Below are 16,321 nucleotides of genomic sequence, written 5' to 3' on the forward strand. Positions count from 1 at the left end.
GTGCGGAGGGTGGGGGTCGGCGCTAAACTCTCTAAATCGCTTGCATTTTCCGGTGCAGTGTCCTAGGCAGTCAAGGCCCTGTGACGGGGGTGGCCGCAGGTCAACCACCCTTCGGCCGGGCTACCAACAACACCGCGTCGCGAGTCCTTCCGCACGACTTTTCTCGGCGCGTTTGCTCTCGAAGTGACGACAATGGACGGTCTGAACCCCCGGAAGGTCTTTTCCCTGCTGTTCATCATCGGCATCGCGGTGGTGTTCACGCTTTCGTTCGGGCCGGGCAGCTCCGGCTTCGGCGCCTCTGGACCCGCCACCACGGCTCCAGGCTCGGTGGCCAAGGTGAACGGCAAGGAAATCCCGCTGCGCGACTTCGCCACGGCCTGGGCCCGGCAGATGAGCTTCCTGCGATCGCAGGGCAGCCCCATCCCCGAGTCCGTGGCCCGGCAGTTCGGCATGCACAACCAGGTGATGGACAGGTTGGTGAACACGGAGCTCCTGGCCCAGGCGGCCGAGCAGCGTGGCATCAACCCGTCCGATGAGGAGCTGCGCAAGCTCATCCACCAGAACACGGACTTCCACGCCAAGGAGGGCGGGTTCGACTTCGCGCGCTACCAGCAAGTCCTGCGCGACTTCTATCGGAAGACGCCCCAGGAGTTCGAGACCGAGCTGCGCCGCCAGTTGGCCGCGCAGAAGATGATTGAGGTCGTCCGCGCCAACGCGGTCGTCTCCGATGACGAGGTCCGGGCCCGCTACGAGAAGGACGGCAACCAGGCCAAGCTCGTCTTCGCGCGCTTCCTGCCCACCATGTTCGCGGACAAGGTGCCGGCCCCCACGCCCGCGCAGCTCGCGGACTGGAAGAAGGCGCACGAGAAGGAGATGAAGGACTACTACGAGGCCAACCGCTTCGTGTACCAGCAGCCGGAGCGCATCCGCGCCCGCCAGGTGCTGGTGAAGCTGCCCCTGGAGGCCACCCCCGAGCAGAAGGCGGAGGCGCTCAAGAAGGCGGAGGCGCTCAAGAAGGAGATCGACGGCGGCAAGGACTTCGCCACCGTGGCCCGCGAGAGCAGCGAGGACCCCGGCAGCAAGGCGCGCGGCGGAGACCTGGGCTGGGTGGAGCGTGGCAGCTGGGAGCCGGCGCTGGCGGACGCGGCGTTCGCGCTCACCGCGGGCGGCGTCACGCAGCCGGTGGAGACGAAGTTCGGCGTGCACCTGGTGAAGGTGGAGGAGAAGCAGCCCGCCCAGGACAAGAAGCTGGAGGAGGTCTCGGACGAGATCGCCACCACGCTCTACAAGCAGGAGCGCGCCAAGGACCTGGCGAAGGCGGAGGCCGAGAAGGCGCTGGCCACCGTGCAGGGCGGCAAGACGCTGAAGGAGCTGTTCCCGCCGGAGAAGGAGCAGCCCGCGCTGCTGCGCTTCGAGACGGAGACGCGTCCGGAGGCCGTGGAGACGGACAGCTTCACCGCCGAGGGTGAGGCCGTGCCGCACCTGGGTCCCTCCCCCGCGCTGGTGAAGGCGGCCTTCGCGACCACCGGTCCCCAGGTGCTGGGTGAGGCGTTCCCCGTGGGCGAGGGCTTCGTGGTGGCGCAGGTGGTGGAGCGCCAGAAGCCGGACGCCGCGGGCTTCGAGGCGAAGAAGGACACCCTGCGCGCCCAGGCGCAGCAGGCCAAGCAGATTGAAGTGACGGAGTCCTTCCTCAAGGCGCTGAAGAAGAACGGCGACGTCGTGACGAACACCGAGGCCATCGACTCGGTGGTGGGCGCCGGGTAGTCGTCTTCCTGTACGACGCAGTCCCACGAGGGCCGGGCCGAGGGTGTTCCCCTCCCCGGCCCTCGGCCTTTGCGGGGTGCTGCTCGTTCACTTGAGCTTCAGCGCGCCGGGAAGTCGGAGCCGTGGCCGCCGTTGCCGTTGTCGGGCGGGGTGGACTCGGCGACGCAGATGGCGTCCCGGCCCCGGGCCTTGGCCCCGTACATGGCGAAGTCCGCCGAGCGGATGAGGTCCAACGCGGAGGTGGCGTGGTCCGGGAAGGTGGCCACGCCCACGCTGGCGGTGACGCGCACGTCCAGGCCGTGCTCCTGGAGGAAGGAGCGCCCTCGGAACGCCTCGCAGATGCGCTGGGCGATGAGGGCCGCGCCGTCCTGGTCGGTCTCCACCAGGAGGATGGCGAACTCGTCTCCCCCATAGCGGAAGACGGCGTCCAGGCCGTTGCGCCCCAGGGCCATGAGCAGGTCGCCCACCTCCTTCAGCGTGGCGCTGCCCATCAGGTGCCCGTGCCGGTCGTTGACGCTCTTGAAGTGGTCCAGGTCCAGGAAGACGAGCGACAGCGGGTGGCGGAAGCGCGCTGAGCGCTTCACCTCCGTGTCGAGCAGCGCGCGCAGGTGCCGGGCGTTGTAGCAGCCGGTGTGCTCGTCGGTGATCGTGAGCTCCTGCACCCGGCGGAAGTTGCGCGCGTTCTCAATCGCGATGGCCGCGTAGTCGGCGATGGCGGTGAGGGTGGTGAGGTCGTCGTTGGAGAACGGCGGGTCCGTGGGGCCGTTGACCAGTTCGATGACGCCCAGCACGTGTCCCCTGGACAACAGGGGCACGGCGAGGATGGAGCGGGTGTGGAAGGCGGAGGCCTCGTCGAAGCGGGGCGAGAAGCTGGGGTCTCCCCCCACGTCGTGGACGAGCCGGGCCACACCCGAGGAGAAGACGGCGCCGGCGATGCCCTCGCCGGGGTTGAGCTGCAGGCCCTTGAGGACGCCCGCTCCCTCTCCCACCGCGATTTCGAAGTAGAGCTTCCCGGTGCGCTCATCCTGGAGGATGAGGGACCAGTTCCGGGGCAGCAGCAGGCTGCTGACCTTCTGCATGACGAGCGCGAGCACCTCGCGCAGCTCCAGCGTGGACGTCAACGCCTTCGCCATCTCGTTGAAGGCGGCCAGTTGTTCCACTGTCCGCTTCATGGCCGACAGGAGGTCCGCGGGATTCATCCGTAGAGTCCACTCCGAGGCGCAGGTCTGCTAAGGACGCGACGCCTGGAGCCGTAACATGCACACGCACGCTGATCAAACGTTGCTCGTCCTGGCCTCGGGTTCTCCCCGGCGCAAGGACTTCCTGTCGCAACTGGGTCTCACTTTTACCGTCTCCGCGGCGGACATCGACGAGACACCCCGCCCTGGCGAGGAGGCAGGCCCCTATGTCCTCCGCCTGGCGCGCGAGAAGGCCGCCGTCGTGGCCTCCCGCTACCCTGGCGCCTGGGTGCTGGCCGCGGATACCACCGTGGCCCTGGGCTCGGAGCTCTTGGGCAAGCCCCAGGACCCGGCCGAGGCCCGCGCCATGCTCGGCCGCCTGTCCGGGAAGACGCACGACGTCCACACCGGCGTCGCGCTCGCGGGACGTCATGAGGAGGCACTCGTGGTGCGCACGCGCGTCACCTTCCGGGAGCTGAGCGCGGCCGAGATTGCCTGGTACGTCGGCACCGGCGAGCCGGTGGACCGGGCTGGCGCCTACGCCATCCAGGGCAAGGGCGGCTTCCTCGTCGCCTCCGTGGACGGAAGCCCCACCAACGTCGTCGGCCTGCCGCTCGGGGAGACGCTCGCGCTGCTGGAGCGCGCCGGCGTGCCCCTGGCCTGGAAGCGCTGACCATGGGCGCTGACCTCGCGGAGCGACTGGAGGCGGTGCGAGCGCGGGTGGCCGCCGCGTGTGCTCGCGCGGGGCGCCCCGTGGAGTCGGTGACGCTGGTGGCGGTCTCCAAGCTGAAGCCCGCGGCGATGATCCGCGAGGCCTACGCCGCGGGTCAGCGCGACTTCGGGGAGAACTACGCGCAGGAGCTGCGGGACAAAGCCGTGGAGCTGGCGGACCTGGAGGGACTGCGCTGGCACGCCATCGGCCCGCTGCAGACCAACAAGGTGAAGTACGTGGCCAAGGTGGCCAGCACCTTCCACGCGTTGGACCGGCTGGAAGTGGCGCGCGAGCTGTCCAAGCGCCGCGAGGGAGCCGGGCCCCTGCCCTGCTTCGTCGAGGTCAACGTGGGCGGCGAGGCCACCAAGTCCGGCCTGGAGCCCTCGGCGCTGCCCGACTTCCTGGCCCAGGCGCGCGAGCTGCCGGGCCTGCGGCTGGTGGGGCTGATGTCCCTGCCCCCGCCCACCGACGACGAGGCCCGCGCGCGCGGCTACTTCCAGGCGCTGCGCGAACTGGCGCGAAGCCACGCGCTGCCCGAGCTGTCCATGGGCACCACGCATGACTTCGAGCTGGCCATCGAGGCAGGCGCGACGCGGGTGCGCGTGGGCACCGCCATCTTCGGCGAGCGGACCTGAGGACGACCGGGCTCGCTCGCTGGCGGCCTCAGATCTCCTTGAACTTCACGCGGCCTTCCGCGCTGACGCGGACATTGTACTCGCAGCCGCAGTAGTTGCAGCGCAGCTCGTCACCGTCTCCGAAGCCGTCAGGCACGGGGTTGTTGGCGTCGCAGCCGGGGCAGTCGAACTCCTTGTTCTTGCCGCCGCCCTTGGACGACTCCTTGATGTCGTCATCGTCGAAGTCATAGTTGCCGGACATGTCTTCCGTGCCTCCGAGGCAAGGCGCCGCCTGGCTGCGGGCGCCGGGCCGGAAGGCTAGCAGCGGTGTCGGCCGGTGGACATGCCCGGTTCGCTGGAGGGCGGCCGGGCCTGGCCCCCGCGGAGGCGCCAAGGGGCCCTCACGTGCGAGACTGCGTCCCCGTTCGGCCCTGGCGTCGCCCCCACGGCGAGGGAACGAGCGTCCGTTGAATGCCCGAGGGACGGGCACGTCCATGGAAATGTGGAGTGGCGGGAATGGTTCGGGGGCAGGGCCTGGCAGGTAGCAGGCAGGCTACTTAACTTCCAAGCGATGGAGCTCAACCGATGCGTGCGCAGTCCAATTGGGGTTTCGCGGCGATGCTGGCGGGCCTGGTCTGGTCGGCATCGGCCCTGGCTCAGGAGCCCTCCGCGAACGCGGCGTTCGGCCCCGGTGAACAGGCACAGTATCGCGTGAAGTACCTCGGCGTGACAGCGGGCACCGCGCAGGTGACGGTGGGCTCTCCCATGAAGCAGTGGGGCGAGGACGTGTGGCCCATCGTCGCGGTGGCTCGCTCCGACGCGCTCATCGGCGTGTGGCCCATCAAGGACAAGTTCGTGTCGTACTGGAAGGCAGGGACGCAGTCCGTCGTCGGCAGTGACTTGCACGCGGACGAGAACGGCAAGCGCCGCCGCCAGCGCATCAAGCTGCAGGCGGATGGCAAGAGCGTCTTCGTCGTCAAGCAGAAGGAAGGCGAGGCGCCGCGCGAGTCCACCGCCGAAGTCGTGGAGGGGACGCTGGACGTGACGGGCGCCACCTTCGCGCTGCGCAACCGGGAACTGGCGGTGGGCGGCGAGTACTCCTACCCGGTGTTCACCGGCAGCAAGAGCTTCACCATGCGCGCCAAGGTGGAGTCGCGCGAGACGATGAAGACGGAGCTGGGCACCCAGGAGGTCTTCAAGACGCGGGTGCAGGCGGAGTTCGGCGGCAGCCTGACGTCGAAGCGGGACATGTTCGTCTACTTCACCGCGGACGCGAGGCACGTCCCGGTGCGGGTGGAGGCGGAGTTCGCGCTGGGCACGGTGGTGGCGGAAATCACCGACTACCAGCCCGGGCGCACCATGGCGGTGGCGAGCGCGGAGAGCGGTGGATAGCACCGCTGGAGAGTGACGGGAGCGGATGGGCGCGGGCTGGGCGTGGGTGGTGCTGGCGGCGATGACCGCCACACCGGAGCCAATGGTGGTGTCTCCCCTGGTGAAGGTGCGGCCCGGTGCCGCGCTCCAGGGCAGGCCCCAGGCCCGCCTGAGCGTCGCGCGCGGTGAATGCGAAGGCGTGCAGGTGGTGCTGCCCGGCACCGTCCAGCAACTCAAGGTGACGCCCCTGTTCCTCGGCGGCCCGGGGGAAGCGCTGAGCGCGTCCCTCTGGCGCGAGGGCTATCTCCACGTCCACCTCGCCTCCAACAGCGAGGGCGCCCAGGGCCCGTGGCCCGATGCGCTGCTGCCGCTGAGCGCGCCCGTCTCCGAGAAGGCCCGGAGCCTGCCCGCCGTCCTCTACGTGGAGGTGTGCGCGCCGGAGAGCCAGTCACCGGGCACCTACCGGGGCACGCTGCGCGCGCGCTTCAACAAGGTGGAGCACGTCGCGGTGCCCTTCACGGTGGACGTGCAGCCCTTCGTGCTGCCGGCGACGTCCTCGCTGCCCACCAGCTTCGGCATCTCCCTCTACAGCATCGCCCGGGGACACGGGCTCGCCCCCGCCTCACCGGAGGCGCGCGAGCTGCTGCGCGCGTACGCACGCGTCCTCCTGGAGCACCGGGTGAGCGCGCACGGCATGAGCATGACGCCGCCTCCCGTGCGCTTCGAGGAGGGCAAGGCCGTCCTCGACTGGAGCGAGTACGACGCGGAGATGGCGCCCTTCCTCGAAGGCACCCTGCTCTCCTCCGGCGCCCGCTTCACCACCGCCGAGGTGCGCGACAACAAGCAGGCCGTCACCGAGGAGGAGAAGGTGGCGTACTACCGCGCCTTCGCCGAGCACTTCCGCCAGAAGGGCTGGCCCGCGCAGCTCTTCTTCTACGCCAAGGACGAGCCGAAGCCCGAGGACGTGCCCCTGGTGCTGGCGCAGTCGCGTCGGGTGCGCGCCGCGGGAGGCAGCCGGGTGCTCATCACCAGCCCGTTCGACGACACGCTCGCGCCGGCCGCGGACATCCTCGCGCCCACGCTCAACTGCTTCCATCCCCGCTCCGGCCCCGCCACCTGCCCGGCCGTGCATGAGTTGGCGGAGCTGCGCGCGAAGCTGCCCGCCGCCACCCAGGTGTGGTGGTATCAGAGTTGTAATTCCCACGGGTGCAACGGCGGCCCCGCTCCGGACCCCGCGCAGGAGCGGGCCTACAGCGGCTGGGCCTCGTACATGGTGGACCACCCCGCCCCGCTCAACCGGGCCATGGGCCCGCTGGCGTTCGCCAGTGGCGTGGACGGCGAGCTCTATTTCGACACCGTCTTCGCCTACAACACGAAGAAGGACCCCTGGAAGGACCTCCTGGAGTTCGGCGGCAACGGCGACGGGACGCTCTTCTATCCAGGCACGCCCGGCCGCCTGGGAGATTCCGGACACCACCCGGTGCAGTCGCTCCGCCTCAAGCACCTGCGAGACGGCCTGGAGGACTTCGAGTACCTCCGGCTCCTCTCCGAGCTGGGAGACCCGGCGTTCGCCCGAGACGCGGCACGTCACCTGGTGCGCACCGGTTGGGACATCCGCCGGGATGCGCGAGAATGGGCCCTGGTCCGCCAGGTCGTGACTGCCCGGCTCCGACAGCGATGGTCCACGTCCGAATTTGCGAAGCGTCCGGGCCGTCACACGCCCAAGAGCACCCCGTAGTCACTTGTGGAAGGAAGAAGGATGAGCTCCCTGCGCACCCTCCTCGCGGCCTGCCTGATGCTGTCCTCCGGCGGCACCGCCTGGGCCCAGCTTCCGGACACGGAGGCCGACAAGCCCGAAGCCGACAAGCCCGCTGAAGCGAGCGCGACGGCGACACCCGAAGAGCCCCCCATCACCGTGGAGCCCTGCGCCCAGGCGCTGCCCGCGCTGCGCATGCCGCTCGCCTTCATGCCCGGCGAGGTGCTCGAGTTCGACCTGGACGCCATGGGCGCGCAGGCGGGGACGATGACCCTGCGCGTCCAGAAGCAGCAGGACGGGCAGATTCCCGTGGTCGCCGAGGCGCAGACCAACTCCTTCTTCTCCAAGGTCCGCCGCGTCCGGGGCAGCGCCACCACCTGGCTGAACCCCAAGACGCTGCGCCCCAAGCGCTACGTGGAGGACGCCACGGAGAACGAGATGCGCCGCAAGGTGGAGGTCGCCTTCACCCACAAGGACCGCGCCATCAAGGTGGACTATCAGATCGGCCAGCGCGCCAAGGGCCAGTACAACTACACCTACGACAAGGACGGCCTGGACGTCGCGGGCTCCATCTACCTGCTGCGCCAGCTCCCGCTCGAGGAGAACATGTCCGTCTGCTTCGACGTGTACGGCGTGCGCCGGCTGTGGCGCATGCAGGGACAGGTCCTCAAGAAGGAGCAGGTGACGACGCCGCTGGGCCAGTTCACCGCGTGGCACCTGCAGGGCACCGCCATCCGGTTGGACCGCCCCAAGCAGAAGCGCGAAGTCCACGTCTGGCTCTCCGACGACGCGCGCCGCCTGCCCCTGGCCGCCGTGGGCACCCTGGACCTGGGCGCCGTGCGCGCCACCCTCACCTCCGTCAGCCGCCCTGGTGAGAAGCGCCAGGAGGCCGGCCCCGGCAAGGAAGAGATGAAGTGGTGACGAGGGACTGAAGTCCCTTGCGAGAGGCCCGGTGGGCGGTATTCCCGGGCCTTTCGTGTTGAACACAAATTGATTCTGGTTTGCAAAATCAAAATCTGGAGCGTAGGGTGCGCGCCGCTCCGATGCGCCCACGCTCTTGCTTCGTCCGTAGCTCCTCCCTGCTGCTCTGTTCCACCCTGCTGCTCTCCGCCACGGTGGCCCGGGCCGAAACTCCGGCCGGCCCCCAGGCGACGCCCCCAGCACCTCAGGCCGAACCCGCCGTGGAGCCGCCTTCCGCGCCCACCGCGCCCGAGGCCGGGCCCGCCGTGGAGCAGCCTTCCGCGCCCCAGGCAGAGCCCGTTCCCGCGCAGCCTGCTCCCGTCGTCGCGGAGCCCGCTCCGGCGGTTCCCACCGCGCCGATACCTGCTCCGCCCCTGGGGCCTTCGCGTCCCAAGATCGACGTCTACGTCACGGCCTATGGTGAGTTGCAGTTCGCGTACTTCAACTACGGGCTGAACCAGAACCGGGTGGGCGGCGCACAGCGCGACTCGCGCATCGAGTTCGACACCAACCGCTTCGTGATTGAAGTGAAGGGCGGACTGCCCGACTACGGCCTGGAGGCGGAGGTCGAGGTCGAGTTCGAGCACGGCGGCACCGGCTCCGCGATGGAGCTGGAGTACGAGGAGTTCGGCGAGTTCGATCAGGAGCTGGACAAGGGCGGCGAAATCCTCGTCGAGGAGATGTTCCTCTCCAAGAAGCTGGGCCAGAACGCCGCGCTCGCGGTGGGCCGCTTCTACGTCGCGGTGGGCACGCTGAGTGAGTTCTCGCGCCCCACCGACTATCTGGGCACCAACCGCGACGAGGCGGAGACGGCCATCATCCCCAACACCTGGGACGAGATGGGCCTGCGCCTGCGCTACAAGTTCCCCTGGGGGCTGCGGCTCACCGGACAGCTGGTGAACGGCCTGGACTCCACCGGCTTCAGCTCGCAGCTCTGGGCGGTGGGTGGACACCAGCGCCGCTTCGAGGTGCAGAGGGCCACTGACATGGCGCTCGTCTTCCGGGCGGACGTCACCCACTTCGACGGTTTCACCTTCGGCGTGTCCGCCTATCGCGGCGACACCACGCGCAACCGTCCCAAGCCGGACCTGGTGAAGACCTGCGAGGAGGCGAACGACCGGGAGGTGGCGCCGTGCGGCTACGTGTCCGCGCCGCTGACGCTCCTGGACGCGCACCTCTCCGTGCGCAAGGGCCCGTGGAGCGCGAAGGCGCTGGTGATGTACGGCCACCTGAAGAACGCGGAGCTCGTCTCGCAGCGCAACGCGCGCCTGTCCAACCTGCTGGGCGTGATGCGCACGCCGGTGTCCGACAACGCGTTGGCCGTATGGGGCGAGCTTGGCTACGACATCGCCCCGGTGGTGGGGCTGAGCGACTCGCACCACCTCTTCCCGTTCGTCCGCTACGACTACGCGGACACGCAGTTCAAGCCTCGCGAGGAGCTGTACGACAACCCTCGCTTCCGCCGCTCCGTCTACACGGTGGGCATGGCCTACAACCTGATGAACGTGGCGTTCGCGAAGCTCGACTTCGGGCATCGCCGCCTGGGCTCCTCCGACTTCCGGCCGGAGAACACCCTGCGCTTCGCCACTGGCTTCAACTACTGACGTCGGCCCGAGTTGCCGGCGTCTCCTACCCCCAACGAAAGGTCCGTCATGAAGCGTATGTCCCTATCCCTCCGCCTGGCGCTCGCGCCGGCGCTCCTGTCCAGCGCGCTGTTCCTCGGTGCCTGCGGCGACGACGACAACAACCCCACCGAGGACGACTCCAGGGTCACCCAGGAGCTCGTCGTCACGTTCGCGGACAAGGTCGTGGTGCCGACCTACGCGCGGCTGGCCACGCGGTTGACCGAGATGGACGCGGCCTGTGTCGCGCTGGCGGCGGCGCCCACGGCGGACAAGCTGACGGCGGCCCGGGCGGCGTGGCGCGCGTCACGCATCCCTTGGGAGCAGAGCGAGGGCTTCCTGTTCGGTCCCGTGGACAGCTTCGGCTATGACCCGGCGCTGGACAGCTGGCCGGTGAGCCACACGGAGCTGGACGCGGTGCTGGCCAGCAACGACGCCCTCACGCAGCAGTACGTGAGCAACCTCGCGAACGAGCAGAAGGGCTTCCACACGCTGGAGTACATCATCTTCGGCAACAGCGGCGGCACGAAGACGGTGGACCAGCTCACGGCGCGTGAGCTCGAGTACATGAAGGCGCTGTCCGCGGAGCTGAAGTCCGTGGGCCAGGCGCTGCACGGCTCGTGGGCCGAGTCGCTGGGCGGCAACCCGCCGTTCCGCGACACGCTGGCGACCGCGGGCCAGTCGGGCAACACCGCGTACCCGTCCGTGCAGGCCGCCGCGCAGGAGATGGTGGGCGGCATCACCACGATTCTCGACGAGGTCGCCAACGGGAAGATCGCCGACCCCTACACCACTCGGGATCCGGACGTGGTGGAGAGCCAATTCGCGTACAACTCGCTGGAGGACTTCGCCAACAACGTCCGCAGCGTGGAGAACGCCTACCTGGGCCACCTGCAGGGTGAGACGAAGACGGGCTCGTCGCTGCGCGACGTGGTGGGCGTGGACAGCGCGCTCGACGTGAAAATCCGCCAGCAGATCGCCGCGTCCATCAGCGCCCTGGGCGCCGTCGCGGAGCCGTTCCGCGAGTCCATCAGGAACGAGGCGGAGCGTCCCAAGATCGCGGCGGCCCAGGAGGCCATCCGCACCCTGCACGACACCTTCCAGGGTGAGGTGCTGCCCCTCGTGACGAAGTAACGTAGGGTAGCGAGTGAAGGTGAGCGCCATGCGACGTGCTTTGATGATGGGAGCCCTGCTGTTGTGGACCGCTGGATGCGGAGAGGAGGCACCCCAGGTGCCTTTCGCTCCGCCGAGGGCGGGCGGGGCCACCACCGTCGACAACCGCACGTCGCTGGCGTTCGCCCAGCCCGCGGCCAATCTGCGACCTGAGTACGACCGGCTGCACCGGGACGGCGACGCGGCCTTCGCGGCCATCTTCGTCCCGGCGCCCTCGCGGGTGAATCCAGGGCTCGGTCCGACGTACAACAACGTCTCCTGCAACGGCTGTCATCTTCGCAACGGGCGAGGCATGCCGGTGATGGGCCCGACGGCCCAGCGCACCCAGCTCCTCGTGCGCGTGAGCCTTCCCGACGGCGTGCCGGACCACCCGCACGGCGCGGTGCCTGTCCCCGGCCTGGGATTGCAGGTGAGAGACCAGGCCGTCTATGGCACCACGCCACCGGCCTCGCTCACGCTGTCGTGGGTGGAGCGCACCGGACAGCATGCGGACGGCACGCCGTACTCGCTGCGCTCGCCGCGAGTGAGCATCGTCCCGTCGGATGGCTCCGCGTTGCCTTCGGACATGTTGATGTCGCTGCGGCTTCCTCCTCCCGTGTTCGGGCTGGGGCTGCTGGAAGCCGTGCCGCTCGACACGCTGCGCGCGTTGGAGGACCCGGACGACCGGGACGGTGACGGCATTTCCGGACGGATGAACGAGGTCTGGGACGCGGCGCTGCACACGCTCGTGCCCGGGCGCTTCGGGTGGAAGGCGAACAGCCCCCACCTGCTGCAGCAGTCCGCCGAGGCGTACTTCAACGACATGGGCATCAGCAGCGCCCTCTTCCCGGAGCCCGACGGGACGCACGAGCTCCCGCCCGAGCTCCTCGAGGCCGCTGTCTTCTATTCGCAGTCGCTCGGCGTTCCCGCGCGCACGGCGCTGGAGGACCCGGTCGTCCAACGCGGCGAGAAGCTGTTCGGCTCGCTGGGCTGCGAGTCCTGCCACCGCGAGATGCTCGAAACGGGCGCGTCCACCTACGAGGAGCTCGCGTCGCAGGTCATCCATCCATACACGGACCTCTTGCTGCACGACATGGGGCCGGAGCTCGCGGATGGAAGGCCGGACGGCGCGGCCACCGGCACCGAGTGGCGTACGCCCGCGCTGTGGGGCCTGGGGCTGACGCACACGGTGCTGCCCTACTCCGGCTTCCTGCATGACGGCCGCGCCCGGTCGCTGGAAGAGGCGGTGCTGTGGCACGGGGGCGAGGCCCTCACCGCGCGCGATGGCTTCCGCACGCTGTCCCGCGAGGACCGCGCCGCGCTGCTGAAGTTCCTCGGCTCGCTCTGACAACGGGAGGGCGTGGGACGTCCGCCGCGCTCCAGCTCAAGGTTGCAAGGGGCGCTGCTTCAGTGACTCCACCAGGAAGTCGCGGAAGGCGGCCACCTTGCGCGGCATGTGTCGCTCCGCGGTGGAGACGAACCACACGCTTCCCCCGGGTATGCTCCACTTCGGGAGCACCGGGACGAGGCGCCCCTCGGTGATGTCCGGCTCCGCGAGCATCGTGGGCAGGAAGCCGATGCCCGCGCCCAGGCGCAGCGTCTCCCTCATGAAGAACATGTCGTCGCACAGGATGGAGCCGTTCTGCGGGACGCGCAGCGTCTCCCCCGGCCCCACCAGAGAGAAGGGCTTCGCGCTCCGGAAGGAGACCCAGCTGTGGCTGGCGAGGTCGCGCGGATGGCGCGGAGTTCCCCGGCGCGCCAGGTACGAAGGTGAGCCGTAGAGGCGCAGCGAGAAGAGCCCCAGTCGACGGGCGCGCAGGGACGAGTCCTTGAGCGTGTTGGAGGACAACCTGAGCGCGGCGTCGAAGCCCTCGGCCACCAGGTCCACCACTCGGTTGTCCAGGTGCAGGTCCACCTTCACCGCCGGGTAGCGCGCCACGAAGCGGGTGATGATCTCCGCCAGCACGGTGGTGCCCCAATCCACCACCGCCGTCAGCCGAAGCTCGCCGGAGGGCTCCTCCTCCAACTCAGGCAACTCCCCCACCGACTTGCTCAGCGAGGCGAGCATGGGAGATACGCGTTCATACAGCGCCTGCCCCGCGGTGCTGAGCGCCACCCGACGCGTCGTGCGGTGGAGGAGCTGCACGCCCAGCGAGGACTCCAGACTGGAGATGCCTCGACTCACCGAGGACTTCGGCATGCCCAGCTTCTTCGCGGCGGTGGAGAAGCTGGCTCCTTCCGCGACGGCGACGAAGAGCGCGAGCTGGTTGAGGTCCATTGTTCCTCCTGTGGAACAGTATGCTCCACGAGACGGCATTGTGCAGGACGGAGTCCGGGGATTAACCCATGGGCCGAAGCTGATTTCACCTCGCTGCCCTGGAGAGTCCCCATGTCCGCCACCCTGCTCGTCACCGGCGCGTCCGGCCACCTTGGCCGTCGCGTCGTGGAGTTGCTCCTGGAATCCCACCCCGACTCGCTCATCGTCACCACCCGGGAGCCCTCGAAGCTCGCGGACCTCGCGGCTCGCGGCGTCACGGTGCGCAAGGCGGACTTCGATGACGCGAAGTCGCTCGACGCCGCCTTCGCGGGAGCGGAGCGGCTGCTGCTCATCAGCACGGACTCGCTCGATGTCCCGGGTCGCCGCATCACCCAGCACCGGAGCGCCGTGGACGCCGCTCGTCGCGCGGGTGTCCGGCACGTCGTCTACACGTCGCTCACACGTCCCGAGCCGGGCTCCCCCGTCACCTTCGCGCAGGACCACTGGCAGACGGAGCAGGCACTGGCCAAGAGCGGGCTGGGCTACACCGTGCTGCGCAACAACCTCTACGCGGACCTGCTGCTGCACAGCCTCCCTCAGGCCATCGCGACGGGGCAGCTCGTGGCCGCCACCGGCACGGGCTCGACGGCATTCGTCACCCGAGAGGACTGCGCTCGCATCGCCGTCGCAGCGCTGACGTCGACTTTCGATGGCAAGCGCACGCTGGAAGTCACGGGGCCGTCGGCGGTGAGTCACGCGGAGCTGGCGCGGCTGGCGGGCGAGCTGTCAGGTCGTCCCGTGCAATTCGTTCCGGTGGACGCCGAGAGCCTCAAGGCGGGCATGGTGTCCCACGGGCTGCCGGCACCGATGGCTGAGGTCTATGCCTCATTCGACGTGGCGGTGGCCCGGGGACTCATGGGCGAGGCGACCGGAAGTGTCGCGGAGCTCACGGGCAAGGCCCCCACCAGCGTGGCGAGCTTCCTGACGAGCCATCGCGAGACGCTCAAGGCCGCGGCGCGCTGAAGTCCTGGCACCGAGGGCGGGGGCGGGAAAATTGACGGAGTGCTACGGGCCTGTAGCGTCGAGGCCATGCCCCCTCTCGCCCTCGCCGCCCCCGTGCTGTCGCGCCAGGCCGACCCGGTCCGAGTGGCCGCCGAACGACTGGCCCGTGCCCTCCCCGCCCGCACCGACGCGGCCGTGCTCGTGGATCTGCTCGAGGACGACTTGAGGGAAGGGCTGGATGCGCTCGGCGACGTGGAGGCCCACTTCTCGGACCTGCTCGGCACGCTGCGCACGGGGCCGCTGACTCCGGTGAACCTGGTGAACGCGGGGGATGACCCGCGAATCATCGAGCGGCTCGACTATCTGCAGCACCTGGTACTCCAGCTCCGCAAGCGGCTGGCCCAGGCCGCCGCGATGGCGCGGCAGACGCCCCCTTCGCGCGCTCGCTAAGCGGGACGCGCGCGTCCGTCCTCGACAGTGTCGACCAGGTGACACCACCGGCGCCCGCTCGCGCGCGGCGTCAGAACCGCTCCGCACGCGAACCTTCTTCATGAGGCGCGAGACTCATTGAGCGGACGCCTCGGACCGTCGCCCTTCATTCGACCGACCCGCCAGAGTCTCGCGGCCCTCGACTCAAGGGCGTGGCCGCATCCGCCGGCACATGATCTCCCGAGGCCGAGGGCGTGACTCGCGCGGCCCTGGCCTCGGAAGAATCACCTCAGTCTCTCCCAAGGCCGAGAGCGTGACTCACGCGGCCCTGGCCTCGGAAGAATCACCTTAGTTCGCCGGTGTCCCCGCCGGTGCCGCCGGCCCCGCCGCTGGCGCCACGGTGGAACCCACGCCTGTCGCGGACGCCGCATTGCCGGGCGTCGGCGTGGCGGGCAGGCCAATGGCCGGCGTCGCGTTCAGTGGCGTGGGAGAACCCAGCAGCGGTGGCGCGGACGCGGAGTTGAGCGGCGCGGGAGCCCCCAGCAGCGCCGCGGGCGGTGCCGCGGGGTCGGCGTTCAGCGGCGGCGCGGTGCCGATGATGCCCGGGCTCACCTGCGCCGTCCCGGAGAACGCATCGAAGCTGGGCAGCGCCGTCTGCGACGGCACGGAGAACGAGCCCGTGGTCGACAGGCTCGTCGGAGTCCCGAAGACGCTCGTCGTCGTGTTCACGCTCGGGGCCGCCGTCCCCGGCGCCACCGTCGTGAACCCCGGGCTCAATACGGGCGTCCCAGGGAACACCGTCGAAGTGTTCACCGGCGGATTCGGCGTGCTCGAAATCGGGGACACCCCACTCGTCACCTCGGGCTCTTGCGGCGTCACGAGGGCATTCGCGCCCGTGTCCAATGCAACCCCGCCTTCCGTCACCGCCTGGCCATCACTCCCGCCCACCAGCACCCGCGTGGGGCCTGCGGGAATGACCAGCGACGCGTCCTGGCCCGCCGTGGCCGTCGTCGACAGCCCGCTGCCTCCCGTCGCCTGCGGCTGCACCGGCGCGGGCGGAAGCAGGGGCGGCACACCGGGATAGACGCTCGCCGGCACTGGCGTCAGCAAGTAGGGATCTCCCGTCACGTGGCCCGTGTTCTCCACCACCTCCACCGAGCGCAGCGCCACCCCATCCACGTTGATGGCCACGTCCTCGAAGACGAACTGGATGAACCCTCGAGGCTCCGCCTCCGGAGGCAGGTTCCACACGAGCACCACCAGCTCCGTGTCCCCCACGCGCGCCTGACGCAGCATCCGGTGCGTGTCGTCGTCCGCGAAGGCCCCCGCGTCCAGCGCCGCCACGTGCACGAAGGCCGTATCCGTCAGCAGCCGCCCGTTGCGCCACACGCTGCCCACGCCCCAGACCGCCACCGCGGCATGCGTCCGGGTCATCGCGGACCACCCCAGCCCGCTGTTGCCGTAGAGCGGGACGTTCAGCAGCACGCCGCCGCCCACCGTATGC

15 protein-coding genes are annotated in these 16,321 nt (G+C 69.6%); 11 read left to right on the plus strand and 4 right to left on the minus strand.

Going from position 1 to position 16,321, the window contains the following annotated elements:
• Positions 1 to 192: 192 nt before the first annotated feature.
• A complete protein-coding gene (locus HUW62_RS37520; protein WP_176437145.1) occupies positions 193 to 1,764 on the plus strand; it encodes a SurA N-terminal domain-containing protein in 1,572 nt (523 codons plus the stop codon).
• A 98-nt stretch (positions 1,765 to 1,862) separates the two neighbouring features.
• On the opposite strand, the gene HUW62_RS37525 is transcribed toward HUW62_RS37520, so the two are convergent.
• Positions 1,863 to 2,963, minus strand: coding sequence for a sensor domain-containing diguanylate cyclase (locus HUW62_RS37525; RefSeq protein ID WP_163868390.1), 1,101 nt, complete (start codon positions 2,961 to 2,963; stop codon positions 1,863 to 1,865).
• A 58-nt stretch (positions 2,964 to 3,021) separates the two neighbouring features.
• On the opposite strand from HUW62_RS37525, the gene HUW62_RS37530 reads away from it, so the two are divergent.
• A complete protein-coding gene (locus HUW62_RS37530) occupies positions 3,022 to 3,615 on the plus strand; it encodes a nucleoside triphosphate pyrophosphatase (RefSeq protein ID WP_176437146.1) in 594 nt (197 codons plus the stop codon).
• A 2-nt stretch (positions 3,616 to 3,617) separates the two neighbouring features.
• Positions 3,618 to 4,289 carry a YggS family pyridoxal phosphate-dependent enzyme gene (locus HUW62_RS37535; protein ID WP_176437147.1) on the plus strand — a complete coding sequence of 224 codons (672 nt, stop codon included), beginning with the start codon at positions 3,618 to 3,620 and terminating at the stop codon, positions 4,287 to 4,289.
• Between the two features lie 28 nt (positions 4,290 to 4,317).
• Here the strand turns inward: HUW62_RS37535 and HUW62_RS37540 are convergent, their stop codons facing one another.
• Entirely contained in the window at positions 4,318 to 4,530 is a 213-nt protein-coding gene (locus HUW62_RS37540) for a hypothetical protein (RefSeq protein ID WP_163868387.1), read from the minus strand.
• Between the two features lie 323 nt (positions 4,531 to 4,853).
• On the opposite strand from HUW62_RS37540, the gene HUW62_RS37545 reads away from it, so the two are divergent.
• From HUW62_RS37545 to HUW62_RS37570, 6 genes are all read left to right on the plus strand, one after another.
• The gene (locus HUW62_RS37545; protein ID WP_163868386.1) at positions 4,854 to 5,660 is read left to right on the plus strand and encodes a DUF3108 domain-containing protein; all 807 of its coding nucleotides are present in this window, start codon (positions 4,854 to 4,856) and stop codon (positions 5,658 to 5,660) included.
• 25 nt (positions 5,661 to 5,685) lie between these two features.
• Entirely contained in the window at positions 5,686 to 7,377 is a 1,692-nt protein-coding gene (locus HUW62_RS37550; protein WP_163868385.1) for a DUF4091 domain-containing protein, read from the plus strand.
• A gap of 21 nt (positions 7,378 to 7,398) precedes the next feature.
• Complete coding sequence (locus tag HUW62_RS37555) at positions 7,399 to 8,316, plus strand: DUF3108 domain-containing protein (protein ID WP_163868384.1); 918 nt, start codon at positions 7,399 to 7,401, stop codon at positions 8,314 to 8,316.
• 122 nt (positions 8,317 to 8,438) lie between these two features.
• Positions 8,439 to 9,959, plus strand: a complete 1,521-nt coding sequence (locus tag HUW62_RS37560) for a hypothetical protein (protein WP_176437148.1) — start codon at positions 8,439 to 8,441, stop codon at positions 9,957 to 9,959.
• A gap of 48 nt (positions 9,960 to 10,007) precedes the next feature.
• On the plus strand, positions 10,008 to 11,111 hold the full coding sequence (locus tag HUW62_RS37565) for an imelysin family protein (RefSeq protein WP_176437149.1): 1,104 nt from the start codon (positions 10,008 to 10,010) through the stop codon (positions 11,109 to 11,111).
• 28 nt (positions 11,112 to 11,139) lie between these two features.
• On the plus strand, positions 11,140 to 12,477 hold the full coding sequence (locus HUW62_RS37570; protein ID WP_176437150.1) for a di-heme oxidoredictase family protein: 1,338 nt from the start codon (positions 11,140 to 11,142) through the stop codon (positions 12,475 to 12,477).
• 36 nt (positions 12,478 to 12,513) lie between these two features.
• Here the strand turns inward: HUW62_RS37570 and HUW62_RS37575 are convergent, their stop codons facing one another.
• Positions 12,514 to 13,407: a LysR family transcriptional regulator gene (locus HUW62_RS37575; protein WP_176437151.1), complete on the minus strand. Its 894-nt coding sequence runs from the start codon at positions 13,405 to 13,407 to the stop codon at positions 12,514 to 12,516.
• Positions 13,408 to 13,518: 111 nt separating this feature from the next.
• Here HUW62_RS37575 and HUW62_RS37580 point away from each other — a divergent pair, with 111 nt between their 5' ends.
• A complete protein-coding gene (locus HUW62_RS37580) occupies positions 13,519 to 14,409 on the plus strand; it encodes an SDR family oxidoreductase (RefSeq protein ID WP_176437152.1) in 891 nt (296 codons plus the stop codon).
• A gap of 66 nt (positions 14,410 to 14,475) precedes the next feature.
• Complete coding sequence (locus tag HUW62_RS37585) at positions 14,476 to 14,838, plus strand: hypothetical protein (protein ID WP_176437153.1); 363 nt, start codon at positions 14,476 to 14,478, stop codon at positions 14,836 to 14,838.
• A gap of 327 nt (positions 14,839 to 15,165) precedes the next feature.
• Here the strand turns inward: HUW62_RS37585 and HUW62_RS37590 are convergent.
• The coding region (locus HUW62_RS37590; protein WP_217911777.1) for a hypothetical protein at positions 15,166 to 16,321 on the minus strand (1,156 nt) is incomplete at its 5' end.

The organism is Myxococcus sp. AM011, assembly GCF_013372595.1.
Taxonomy (GTDB): Bacteria; Myxococcota; Myxococcia; order Myxococcales; family Myxococcaceae; genus Myxococcus; species Myxococcus eversor.